At 60.6% G+C, this 12316-nt stretch carries 12 protein-coding genes; 4 read left to right on the top strand and 8 right to left on the bottom strand.

What is annotated here, in order from left to right; all coding sequences use genetic code 11:
* The first annotated feature begins 103 nt into the window (after window positions 1–103).
* The 4 genes from phaC to K3728_15065 all read left to right on the top strand — a co-directional run bounded on the left by phaC (window position 104) and on the right by K3728_15065 (window position 3655).
* The gene (gene phaC, locus K3728_15080; protein UWQ97579.1) at window positions 104–1957 is read left to right on the top strand and encodes a class I poly(R)-hydroxyalkanoic acid synthase; all 1854 of its coding nucleotides are present in this window, start codon (window positions 104–106) and stop codon (window positions 1955–1957) included.
* 132 nt (window positions 1958–2089) lie between these two features.
* A complete protein-coding gene (locus K3728_15075) occupies window positions 2090–2545 on the top strand; it encodes a Phasin (protein UWQ94999.1) in 456 nt (151 codons plus the stop codon).
* A gap of 244 nt (window positions 2546–2789) precedes the next feature.
* Entirely contained in the window at window positions 2790–3344 is a 555-nt protein-coding gene (phaR, locus tag K3728_15070; protein ID UWQ94998.1) for a polyhydroxyalkanoate synthesis repressor PhaR, read from the top strand.
* Between the two features lie 5 nt (window positions 3345–3349).
* Window positions 3350–3655 carry a hypothetical protein gene (locus K3728_15065; GenBank protein ID UWQ94997.1) on the top strand — a complete coding sequence of 102 codons (306 nt, stop codon included), beginning with the start codon at window positions 3350–3352 and terminating at the stop codon, window positions 3653–3655.
* Here the strand turns inward: K3728_15065 and K3728_15060 are convergent.
* From K3728_15060 to K3728_15025, 8 genes are all read right to left on the bottom strand, one after another.
* On the bottom strand, window positions 3652–4203 hold the full coding sequence (locus K3728_15060) for a GNAT family N-acetyltransferase (protein UWQ94996.1): 552 nt from the start codon (window positions 4201–4203) through the stop codon (window positions 3652–3654). The two genes, K3728_15065 and K3728_15060, sit on opposite strands and share 4 nt — an antisense overlap.
* 58 nt (window positions 4204–4261) lie before the next feature.
* Window positions 4262–5623, bottom strand: a complete 1362-nt coding sequence (locus tag K3728_15055) for an aminotransferase class III-fold pyridoxal phosphate-dependent enzyme (protein UWQ94995.1) — start codon at window positions 5621–5623, stop codon at window positions 4262–4264.
* 211 nt (window positions 5624–5834) lie between these two features.
* Window positions 5835–7046, bottom strand: coding sequence for an aminotransferase class I/II-fold pyridoxal phosphate-dependent enzyme (locus K3728_15050; protein UWQ94994.1), 1212 nt, complete (start codon window positions 7044–7046; stop codon window positions 5835–5837).
* Window positions 7047–7151: 105 nt separating this feature from the next.
* A complete protein-coding gene (locus tag K3728_15045; GenBank protein UWQ94993.1) occupies window positions 7152–8447 on the bottom strand; it encodes an FAD-binding oxidoreductase in 1296 nt (431 codons plus the stop codon).
* A complete protein-coding gene (locus K3728_15040) occupies window positions 8444–8737 on the bottom strand; it encodes a hypothetical protein (GenBank protein ID UWQ94992.1) in 294 nt (97 codons plus the stop codon). Before K3728_15040 ends, K3728_15045 begins: the two co-directional genes overlap by 4 nt.
* The gene (locus K3728_15035) at window positions 8730–10091 is read right to left on the bottom strand and encodes a glutamine synthetase family protein (protein ID UWQ94991.1); all 1362 of its coding nucleotides are present in this window, start codon (window positions 10089–10091) and stop codon (window positions 8730–8732) included. Before K3728_15035 ends, K3728_15040 begins: the two co-directional genes overlap by 8 nt.
* Window positions 10088–10789 carry a type 1 glutamine amidotransferase gene (locus K3728_15030; protein UWQ94990.1) on the bottom strand — a complete coding sequence of 234 codons (702 nt, stop codon included), beginning with the start codon at window positions 10787–10789 and terminating at the stop codon, window positions 10088–10090. Before K3728_15030 ends, K3728_15035 begins: the two co-directional genes overlap by 4 nt.
* Window positions 10790–10963: 174 nt before the next feature.
* Window positions 10964–12316: a glutamine synthetase family protein gene (locus K3728_15025; GenBank protein ID UWQ94989.1), complete on the bottom strand. Its 1353-nt coding sequence runs from the start codon at window positions 12314–12316 to the stop codon at window positions 10964–10966.

The following is a 12316-nucleotide window of genomic DNA, read 5'->3' as shown; positions in this document are numbered from 1 at the left end:
GTAACTCCAGGCGTCCGGTCCAGATCATATACATATGAGCCGGATCATTTCGTCGCGTGGACCGCCTCACCCCGGTCCCCGTAGAATTATAGTTATTATGCAGATGCAGCATCAAGGCGGGGAAATCAAGGTGTCACAAGGAACTGAAGACGGCGGCGCCCCGGAAGGCACAGCCCCAGATGGCGCCGAAGCGCTGGAAAAGCTGAACGCGAACCTTGCCAAGGTTGACGCCCTGTCCAAACGTCTTGTGGCCGCCATGGGCCAGCGAACCCCTTCCGATCAGGGGCTTTCGGGGCCAAGCCAGGATCTCTACATGAAAGCCGGTGCGGCCTATTGGGCCGAAGCCTTTGCCAATCCCGGCAAGCTGTTAGAGCAACAGGCGATGTATTGGGGGCAGGCGATGTCTCAATACATGGAAATGCAGGACGCGCTGGCCACAGGGCAGGTGCCTTTAATCGATGACAGCGATCTGCCCGAAGACAAACGCTTTGCGAACCCGCTTTGGAAATCGCACCCCTATTTCAACTTTGTGCGCCACCAATATGTGTTGGGCTCCGACGCGATCCGCAAGGCGGTGACGGACCTTGAAGGTCTTGACGGCAAAGACAAGCAACGGGTGGAGTTCTTCGCCTCTCAGGTGATCGAGTTGTTTTCCCCCACCAACTACTTCGCCACCAACCCCGATGCCCTGGAAAAGGCGGTCGCGACCGAGGGCGAAAGCCTTGTTCAAGGTCTCGAAAACCTCGTTCGGGATTTTGAAGCCCACGGCGGAGAGCTTCTTCCAACCCTCGCCGATCCCGATGCCTTCGAAGTGGGGGTGAACATTGGCACCTGCGAAGGCTCTGTCGTTTATCGCAACCGGATGCTGGAGCTGATCCAATACGCCCCCACGACTGAAAAAGTGCATAAAACCCCGCTTATTATTTTCCCCCCCTGGATCAACAAGTTCTATGTGCTGGACCTGAAGCCGCAGAATAGCTTGATTAAATGGGCGGTGGATCAAGGCTACACCCTGTTTGTGGCAAGCTGGAAGAACCCCGACCAGACCTACGCCGATGTGGGACTGCAAGATTACATCGAAGACGGCTATCTTGCCGCGATCGAACAGGTGAAAGAGATCACCGGCGAAAAGCAGGTAAACGCCGTGGGCTACTGCATTGCTGGCACGACCCTGAACCTGACGCTTGCCCTGATGAAGAAGCGTGGCGACAAGTCGATTAAATCGGCGACCTTCTTTACCACGCTGACAGATTTTTCGGTTCAGGGGGAATTCACCCCGTTCCTGCAAGACGATTTCGTCGATGCCATTGAACGCCAAATCGCCCAGGACGGCGTGCTCAGCAGCTACTTCATGTCCAAGACGATGTCGTTCCTGCGCTCCAAGGATCTGATCTACGGCCCTGCCGTGCGCAGCTATATGATGGGCGAAACGCCCCCGGCCTTTGATCTGCTCTACTGGAACGGCGACAGCACCAACCTGCCCGGCAAAATGGCAAAGGAATACCTCCGTGGCCTGTGCCAAAGCAATGCTCTGGCCACCGACGGGTTTGAGCTGTGCGGTGAAACCCTGTCCCTGAAGGACGTGACCGTGCCGCTCTGTGCGATTGCCTGCAAGACCGACCATATCGCCCCTTGGGTGGATTGCTTCCGGGGCGTTACCAAGATGGGGTCGAAGGACAAAACCTTCATCGTCTCGGAATCCGGCCACATCGCGGGTATCGTGAACCCACCGTCGAAAAAGAAATACGGCCACTTCACCAACCCGAAGGTCTCGGGCGAGGCGGCGGATTGGCTCGAGGCGGCAGACTTCAACGAAGGGTCTTGGTGGCCGCAGTGGGATTCGTGGCTGAAAACACGCTCTGGGCCAAAAATTGCTGCGCGTGCACCCGGCGACAATGGGCAAGAAATTTTGGCCCCAGCCCCCGGAAATTACGTAAAAGAAGGCAAAAAGCTCTGATTTTGTTCGGCTTTTTCACGTGACCCTAGGTTATGCTGCACCGCAGAATAAAAGTTGACTTTCTGCGGCGCAGCATCCATATATTCTCCATGTTCAAACACCCCGCACGGGTACTCAAATCGGAGAATTCCAATGGCTAAAGCAGCAACAACCCCCGACTTCTCGAAGTACATGACTGAAATGATGGCATCTTTCCCTGTAGACATGTCCTCCATTTCCGAGTCGTTCAAATCTCAGGCCGCCGTGTCCGAGAAAATGTCCAAAGTGGCTCTGGAAGCTGCTGAGAAATCCACCGAGATTTCTTCCAAGTGGACAAAAGACACCATCGCCAAAATCGGCGACGTTGCGGCCGTCAAAGACGAGCCTGCTGACTACACAAAATCCATGACTGACTTCGCCTCCGCTCAAGCCGAAATGGCTGCTGAGTCCATGGCCGCTTTCGCTGAGATCGCGAAAAAAGTTCAGATGGAAACAGTTGAGCTGATGATGGCAGCTGGCAAAGAAGCTTCCGAGGAAGCAACTGCCGCCGTCAAAAAAGCAACTGCTGAAGTGACGACTGCTGCCAAGAAAGCCGCAACCGCCAAGTAAGCGGTCCACTCGCGCCTTCCTCCCCGGCGCGAAGGGCTTTCACATAAGCGATACAGGGTCCTCCCGCCCTTATATATCGCTGAACCGGATAAGGCGGACCCGCAAGCGCAGGTCCGCCTTTTCTGATTCTGTTGGGCTATTTGGAATCTTATGCAAGAACGCGCCACAAAAAGGCCCGTTTGCATTCTCAAATAAGAGGCGTAGGCTGCAAATGCTGCACCGCAATACCAGAGGAGGGCCAGCCATGACCAACACACCCGAGCCGCTTCTCATCAAGCGCTATGCCAGCCGGAGGCTCTATAACACGGAAACCTCTGACTATGTGACGCTGGAAGACATTGCAGGCTTCATCCGCGATGGCCGCGAAGTGAAGATCGTAGACCTCAAGTCCGGCGATGACCTGACCCGCCAATACCTTCTGCAAATCGTGGCCGACCACGAATCGCGCGGGGAATCGGTGCTGCCAATCTCGGTCCTGACCGATCTGGTGCGCAGCTATACGACCCAAGCCCATTCCGTGGTGCCCGAGTTCCTCGCCTCGTCCTTCGAGATGCTGAAAGAGGGGCAATCAACCATCATGGATAATATGGCGGCGATTAACCCCATGGCCGCCATGCCCGGTTTCGACGCCATGCGCGCGCAGCAAGAAGCCTTCTTCAACGCCATGACAGGCGCTGCAACGGGCGCGACAGGGCAGGGCGCTTCACCCGCCGCGTCTGATGACCCGACCCCCTCGGAAGAGTTGGACGCCATCAAGCGCCAGCTCGCCGAATTACAGAACAAACTCAGCAAGTTGTGACCCCCTTGATCCGTATTATCCTCTCCGTTCTCGTGGTCTCGGCCACGGCGTCCTGCTCGATCCTCGCGCCGATTTTCGGGCTCGATAGCCCATCTGACGATCTCAGCACCTATGACGCCGCCATGGCTGATTTCTCCCTATGCGAAACCGCACAGAACCCCGCCGATCGTGCCGCGGCAGGCGCGCGTTTGGCTGCGGCGGCAAGCACCATGACCGCCGTGGCGCAGCCCACCAATCCAGATCATTTCTACGAGATGGACCGCGTCGTGGCGGCAAACGCGCGGTGTCAGGAAGCCCTCTCGGCGCCCTAATGTCCGGCCGCGTACCACTGCGCCTTCCGTAACCGCATCCGCACCCATTCTGTCCGCCCGGCCCCAAGGTCCAATATCCGGCTGTCCTCTGGCACAGCCCCAAGCTTGGCCGTCGCCTTCTGCGACCGGATATTCGTGGGCGCAATGTGAAACCACGCCTCATCAACGAAGCGGAAAAGATGCGCCAACATCAACCGCTTCACCTCAAAATTCGTCGCGCCACCCCAATGGGATCTCACCAGAAAGGTGAAGCCAATCCCTATCCCCTCTGGCGCATCGGATGAGGCGTAGAATCTCGACATTCCAATGGCTTGCCCATCGGAATCTCGTAAAGTGACACCGCCTCCCGCAGACATTATTTCGTCAAGGTAGGGCTCAAAAACCCGCGCCCGATACCGGTCTGTCGCTGGATGTCCGGCCCAAATGCCGGGGTCGCTGGCGGCCTCCACCAACGCCCTGCGATCCTCGCGCGCCAAAGGGCTGACAGACACTCGGTCGCCCACAAGCTCAGCTACCGAAAATCCACCCGGCAACGCCCGAATATCCATCGCGCCGCCCCCCTTCACCTTTTTCCAAATATCGAATCCCGCGCCTTCAACCCGTGCCTCAGGTGATCTCGGAGAACACCTGCTGCAACGCAGCGTCAAGTTTCTCGAACATTTCGTCCATCTGCCCATCCGTCAGCGTAAACGCCGGACACAACACCACCGCTTGCCCCAAGGGCCGACAGATCAACCCGTGATCCGTGCAGGCGTTGGCAATCCGTTCCGACACGCTCAAATGGCCTTCAAACGGAATCTTGCCCTCTCGCACCGCTTCCAGCGCCCACATGTACCCCACGCCGCGCAGCTCTCCGATGTTGGGGTGCCGGGCGATGTCTCGAAGGCCCGCCTCCATCCGTCCCGTGCCCGCGCGCACCATGTCCAACAGGCCCTCCTCAAGCACCACGTCGATGGCCTTCAACGCCACCGCACAGCCCACCGGATGACCGCTGGCGGTAAATCCGTGGGGGAACTCCTCGATCGGATCAATAGCGGCTTGCAAACGGTCCGCCATTCGCGGCCCCAGCATCACCGCGCCCATGGGGAAATACCCGGCGGTCAATGCCTTGGAGGAGATGATGACATCCGGCACAAAGTCGTAAGTCTCACACCCCCACGTATTGCCCGTCCGCCCGAAGCCGCAAATAACCTCGTCAGAGATCAACGGAATACCGTGCTTCTCAAGCACCGCCTGGATGGCTTGGAAATAACCTTCCGGCGGCGGGATCACACCGCCCGCCCCCAGAACGGGCTCGGCAAAGAACCCCGCGATGGTGTCCGCGCCTTCGCGTGCGATTACATCCTCCAACTCACGGGCAAGGCGGGCGGTAAAGGCGGCCTCAGACTCCCCCTCAGCGCCCTCGCGCCAATAGTGTGGACAGGTCAGATGAATGAACCCCTCCATCGGCAGGCCGAACACCTCATTGTAAGGCTTTGCCGTCATCGAGGCCGCAACCGCCGTCACCCCATGATACCCGTTTCCCCGCGTCAGGATTTTCCGCTTCTGCGGCGTTCCTTCTGCGCGCCCCATGAACCACAGCATCTTGACCATGGTGTCATTGGCCTCGGACCCCGAGTTGGTGTAAAAAACCTTGCCCCGATCCCATGGGCTCACGTCGATGAGCCGCTCCGACAGCGCGACGGTTTGATCTGACATTCGGCCAAAAAAGGCATGGTAGCCGGGGAAGCGATCATACTGCGCCTTGGCAGCCTCGGCCAAACCCTTGTGATCAAATCCGGCCACCATGTTCCATAGTCCGGAATTGCTATCGAGGTATTTTTTACCATTGGTATCAAAGATGTACGGACCCTCTCCATGGGTCACAACAACCGTGCCACGGTCTCGGATCGAAGGCAGATCAGTGAAGCCGTAAAGCGAATATTCCTCAGCGCGGGCTTCCCAGGAGTTGGGGGTATTTGTCGTCATGTCGGACACTCTCAAACAAAGTTGCCCGACGGTACGCCTGCACTGCGTCGCCCTCAATAGGGATAATCAAAGCGGCGCATACTCTCGCGCGCCACCCCCTTTCCCCCGCCCCGCATCAGGGTTTTGCAAAACCCTGGACAGAGCCTTGCAAGGCTCTGTCCAACGCCCTTGCAAGGGCGTTCTCAAATCTTTTGCAAAAGATTTTTGCGGCTCACGTGCCGTAAGCGCGGGGGGTGCCTTTGACGTCTTCGGCGGCAGAAAGCAACGCCCCGATGATGTGGTCGAGGTCTGCTTTTTGCAGCCTTGCGGGCAGGCGCGCATCGCAGGCGCGCATCAGCATCGCTCGGGTTTGGGGTAGCTCGGGCAGGTCTCCGGGGATGAATTGCCAGTTCCAGAAGGCCCGTGCGTTGTCGGTGCTCAGTCCGAAGATCTGCACCTTCACGCCTCTTGCAGCGGCAGCGTCCGCGAAGGCGCGGGCTTCGGCGTCGCTGTCAAATCCTTGCAGGTTGAACTGGATCGAATCCGGTGCGCGTTCTTCGGGGCCGAGGGGATCAGGCACGGTCAGCCAGTCCGAGGTGTTCAGCGCAGCGGCCACATAGTCGTGGTTCTTGCGGCCATCGCGGACGCGGCGCGCTACTTCGGGCAGTTGAGGCCGGATTACGGCCGCGCTCAGGTTCTGCATCCGCAGGTTGTAGAGCGGCAGCTTGTTCTGCCACCGGCCAAAGGCCCCAACCAGGGCGGCATCGTCGCCGTGTTTCGCCCAGTTATGCTCATAGGCGCCCGACATAATGACGGCGCGCGCCACCAGATCGGCGTCGTCGGTGATCATGATCCCGCCTTCGCCTGCGTTAATCAATTTATAGGACTGGAAGCTAAAGCAGCCAACCTTCCCGATGGTGCCAATCTTCTTGCCGTGCCACTCGGTTCCCAGGGAATGGGCCGCATCCTCGATCAGCGGCACACCGGCTGCATCACAGGCGGCCGAGATCGCATCCATGTCCGAGGTATGGCCCCGCATATGGCTGATAAGAACCGCTTGCACGCCGGGCAATTTCTCCATGAAATCAACCATATCGACGCGATAGTTGTCGGCCACTTCGCACAGAACCGGCTGCAAGCCCGCGTGCACGATGGACGACGGAACAGCCGCAAAGGTGAATGCGGGGATCATCACCTTGGCGTCTTTGCCCAGATCCAGCGCCTCTAGCGACAGGAACAGCGCGGCAGAACAGCTCGACACTGCAAGCGCGTATTTCGTGCCCATCATTGCGGCGAATTCACGCTCCAACAGAGCTACGGGCGCGTTCTCGGGCGCGGTGTAACGAAACAGGTCCCCGCTTTGCAGGAGGCGGTCAATCTCGGCGCGAGCGGCCTCGGGGATCGGTTCGGCGTCGTAGACGTTCGGCGCGGACAACGTGGACATACATTCACCATTTTCAAATGTGATATTTCGTTTTTCTTATATATGCAGAAGAACGTCACAGAAAAGCGACAACCTCGCGGTCGGCGGAAATCGTCCACTTTTTGCCTAGAGGCCGATGCGATCGCGCAACGCAAACCACGACATGGCCAGTGTAAGGATCGGGGCGCGTAGGGCCGTACCCCCTGGAAACGCAGGGATTTTCAGCGCGTCGAACGTGGCCAAGCCGCCCTCTTGCCCCAAAACAGCCTCGGCCATCACCCGGCCCGCCATCCCGCTCAGCGCGACCCCGTGGCCGGAGAATCCGGCCCCAGACAGCACCTTGGAGCCAACGCGGGCCACATGAGGCAGGCGAGAGGGCGTTATTCCCAGCGATCCGCCCCAAACGTAATCCACCTTCACGCCGCTCAACTGAGGGAACAGCTGCGCCATCCGCGCAACAAGGGCGGTCTTTATGTCCCTCGGAAATCCGATGGAGTAGCTTTCCCGCCCCCCGAACAAGAACCGCCTCTCGTGGTCGAAGCGATAATAATTCACCACGAACTTGCTATCGGACACGGCAATGTCACGGGCCATCACCTCTTGCCAGCGCTCGGGCAGCGGCTCGGTCGCGGCGATGAAGGAATTGATCGGCATGACCCTGCGGTTTACCTGCGGCAACAGGTTCGGCAGATAGCCATTGCCCGCAGCTATCACGTGGCCCGCGTTGATGCGCCCGCGCGGCGTGGTCAGGCGCACCCGCGTCCCCTCAGCCACGCTCAGCACTTCGGTCCGCTCATGGATCACAGCGCCAGCAGCCTCGGCGGCGCGGGCGAGGGCGAGGGCGTAGGCCAAAGGCTGAAGATGCCCGCCGCTTTCGTCCAAGGTGCCACCCACATAGGCCGGGGCTTTGACCAACTGCGCAAAAGCATCGCGGCCCATTACCGTGGTTTCGATACCGTAGTGGCGCGCCATATGGTCGGCTTCTAGACGCGCCTCCGCCAAGGACAGCGCGCTATATTCGCCATGGGCCACGCCGGGGCGATAGTGGGTTTCCGGCGCCGTTTCGCAGAAGGCCCGGAGCTGATCCTTGCCCGCTTCCGCCAAGTCCCACAGGGCGTGGGCGCGGTCTTTGCCCAAGCGGTCCTCCAACGCCCGTTGGCCCATGTTGAAGCCGGAATGCACCTGTCCGCCGTTGCGGCCCGAGGCGCCAAATCCCACGCGGTGCGCGTCCAGCACCACCACGGACCGTCCGGCTTTCGCCAAGGTCAACGCCGCCCACAACCCGGTGATGCCCGCGCCGATCACCGCCACATCAACGCTGATCTCCCCGGTTAGGGGCGGGCGCTCGGGCGCACTGACGCCCGCTGCATAGACCGAAGGCGCGTGGCGTCCGGGGCGGTCGTTACGATAGAGCGCGTTCATGGCGAGGTTTCCAACGGATGCAAGGGACAGGACACGTAGATCGCTCGGCCTTCCACCATGGCGCGTAAGTTTTCCTGGGTCAGACAGCCCGCATCCATCAGGTCCGCCACTGTTCGAGGCATAGGCGCGGGCGCAAGGACGGGCGCGACGGTGGGCGTGGCCGGGGACACGGCGTCGCCACCCGCAAATATCGGCCCGTCCCAAAGGAAAGCCGCCAGAACCACGCCGCTGCCCGCGATCAGGGCGGTCTCAAGCCACCAATCTTTGCTTCCGGGCCTGTGTCTAGACATTCAGCAACAAATGCTCCCGCTCCCAAGGGCTGATGACATGCAGGAACTCGTTATATTCCAATTGCTTAACGGCGGAATAGACGCGGCAGAAATCCTCTCCCAAGCATTGGCGCACGCCCAGATTGGCCTCCAGCAGGCCCAAAGCGTCCCCCAATCCGCGCGGCACGCCGCTTTCGGCGGAATAGGCGTCGCCGTTGAATTCCTCGGACGGGCCTTCGCCCTCCACCAAGCCCAAATAGCCCGTCGCAAGGCTGGCGGCGATGCCCAGATAGGGGTTGCAATCCATCCCCGGCAGACGGTTTTCCACCCGCCGTGCCTCGGGGCCAGAGACGGGCACCCGCAGCCCCGTGGTACGGTTGTCACGCCCCCATTCGAGGTTAATTGGCGCGGCGAAATCAGGCACATAGCGGCGGTAGCTGTTCACGTAAGGCGCCAGAAGGGCGATCACGGCGGGCATATTGCGTTGCATGCCGCCGATGAAATGCATGAAGGCGGGGGTTTCCGCGCCGTCTGCGTCCGAGAAGATGTTTTGCCCCGTCGCCGCGTCCACGACAGAGTGGTGGATATGCATCGCTGATCCCGGCTCTCCGGCGATGGGTTTGGCCATGAAGGTTGCGTACATATTGTGCTTCAGCGCCGCTTCCCGGATCATCCGTTTGAAGTAAAACATCTCATCGGCGAGCTTGACCGGATCGCCGTGGCGTAGGTTCAATTCGATCTGCCCCGCGCCGCCTTCTTGCAGGATGCCGTCAATTTCCAGCCCCATTGCCTCGGCGAAATCGTAAATGTCATCAATGACCTGGCCGTATTCATCCACCGCGGACATGGAGTACGCCTGCCGCGCCGCCGCGCGCCTGCCCGATCGGCCCATGGGCGGCACGATTTCCTGCGCGGGGTCGGTGTTGGGGGCGACGAGGTAGAATTCCATCTCGGGGGCAACAATCGGTTGCCAGCCCCGTGCGTTATAAAGCTCAACCACCCGTTTCAGCACGTTGCGCGGCGCGAAAGAGACCGGTTGGCCTTGTTGGTCGTGGATGTCGTGGATCACCTGAAGCGTCCAATCGGCCGTCCAAGGGGCGGGCAGAGCGGTGTCGAAGTCCGGGGTCAGGATCATGTCCGGCTCGGTGAAGCCATCGCCGACGTCGTCGGCCCAATCCCCTGTAATGGTTTGGAAAAAGATCGAGTTGGGCAGGTAGAACTGCGCTTGGCGCGCAAATTTCGTGCCCGGCATCGCCTTGCCCCGCGCCACGCCCGCAAGGTCCGAGACGATGCATTCGACCTCATCTAGGGTGCGGCCCTCCAAGTAGGTGCGGGCAACATCGGGCAGTTTGGCGAGAAATTCTGCGGGGATCATCGGGGAAAGTCCCTTGGTTTTGTGGCGTCCGCCCCTTCTAGCACGTCGGCGAACCAATCGGCGATCAGGCGGTTGTCGTTGGGCTCTGTCAGCAGGGCCTTGGCGATGGCCAAACGGTCAGGTTCCACGGCGTCACCTTTCAGGTCGATCAATGACTCGATGACCGAATTGGCGAATTCCGGGTGCGGTTGCGTCGTCAGGATGCGCGGCCCGATGGCCACGATCGCGTTGGCGCAGAAGTCGGAAGAGGCATGGACCGTCGCGCCTTCGGGCAGCTGGGTGACTTGGTCTTGATGCCAGGCGTTAAGGTTCAGGGTCTGGTCGCCGACCTTGTATTGAGTGCGGCCCACGGACCAGCCTTCAGGGTATTTTTCCACTGTGCCGCCAAGGGCCTGGGCGATGATCTGGTGTCCGAAGCAGGACCCCACGAGGGGAATTTCCGCGTCACGGATCGCGCGGATCAGATCCTCCAGCGGGGGAATCCAGGGGTGATCTTCATAAGCGCCATGTTTGGAGCCCGTCACCAGCCAAGCGTCCGCCGCTTCGGGGCCGGAGGGGAATTCACCATCCACCACGGACCAGAGCGTTTGGGTGAAGCCGCGGTGTGCAAAGAGCTTGCGGAACAACGTGGCATAGGGGCCGTCGGTGGAGGCGACTTCAGTGGGGACATGTCCGGTTTGCAAGATGCCGAGGTGCATGGGGAGGCTCGTGTGATTTGGAGTGGTGGGTGGATTGGTTGGCGTTTTGGGGGCCAGCCCCCAAGCGCGTCCTCTATTGGGGGCCAGCCCCCAAACGCGGCTGTTTAATGGGGGCCAGCCCCCAAACCCCCGGAGTTGTAAGGCCAAGATGAAGGGGGGAGCGTTGCGTGGGGGTCAGACCGTGTCGAGGTAGAGCTCCTGTTGTTCTTCGGGGGAGAGGTCGGCCATGTATTTGAGTTCCTGGCGCTTGGTGGCGAGGAAGGTTTCGCGCAACTCAGGGGCGAAGATACGTTGGATTTCGGGGGATTGGTCGAAGGCCGTGATGGCATCGGCCCAAGTGAGGGGCAGCTGCGGCAGCTCGGCCGTGTAGGCGCTGCCTTGGATGGCAGGGGCGGGGGGGAGGCCTTGTTCGATCCCATCAAGGGCGGCGCCAAGGACGGCGGCCAGGAAGAGGTAGGGGTTGATATCACCGCCCGCGACGCGGTGTTCGATCCGGCGCGCAGAGGGGTTACCCGCGGGGATACGCAGGGCGGTAGTCCGGTTCTCGTAGGCCCAGGCGGCAGCGGTGGGGGCATGGGCACCGGGCACGAAGCGGTCGTAGCTGGTGGCATGGGGCGCAAAGATCAGCATGGAGCCGGGCATGGCGGCAAGGCATCCGGCGATGGCGTGTTGCAGCGTGTCGGAGCCCTCAGCGCCGCCATTGTCGAAGATGTTGTTGCCGTCGGCATCGAGGACGCTGAAATGCGTATGAAGGCCATTGCCCGCGTAATCGGGGTAGGGTTTGGCCATGAAGCTGGCGGCAAACCCATGGGAGCGGGCGAGGCCCCGGGTCAGGACTTTGAACAGCCAGGCGTCGTCGGCGGCTTTCATCGCGTCGGGCTGGTGGTCCATGTTGATTTCGAACTGGCCTGGGCCGGCCTCGGAGATCATCGTGTCGGCGGGGATATCCATCGCCTCGCAAGCGTCATAGAGCGCTGTGAGGAACGTATCAAAAGCATCGAGTTGGCGCAGCGCAAGGATCTCGGCCTGTTGGCGGCGGATGCCGGAGCGAGGTGAGGGCGGCACGCGGAGTTCGCGGCCACGGTCGTCAATGATGTAGAACTCCAGTTCTGTGGCGACCACAGGGGTGAGGCCGCGTGCCTTGTAGCGGTCGACCACACGGGCCAGCGCGTGGCGAGGGTCGCCCATATAGGGGGTGCCGTCGTCGTGGAACATCCAGATCGGCAGGATCGCCGTGGGGGTTTCCAGCCACGGGACGGGCACGAGGCCACGGGAGGTGGGGTAGAGGATGCCATCGGGGTCACCGGCCTCGAACACCAGGGGGCTATCGTCGATGTCTTCGCCCCATATGTCGAGGTTCAGGACCGAATAGGGAAAGCGTGTGCCGTCCTTGATCGCCTTGCCCGCGAAACGCCGGGCGACCCGTTTGCCTCGGGCTTGGCCGTTCAGGTCAGAGGCGACCATACGGATGGATTTGATTTGGGGATTATCGTGAAGGAAGTCGGCCGGAGCCTGAGGAGCGGTCAT

Source organism: Rhodobacteraceae bacterium M385, from assembly GCA_025141835.1.
In the GTDB taxonomy this organism is placed as follows: domain Bacteria; phylum Pseudomonadota; class Alphaproteobacteria; order Rhodobacterales; family Rhodobacteraceae; genus Gymnodinialimonas.
Note: the sequence above shows the minus strand (reverse complement) of the source record. Positions and strands in the feature narration are given on the sequence as shown.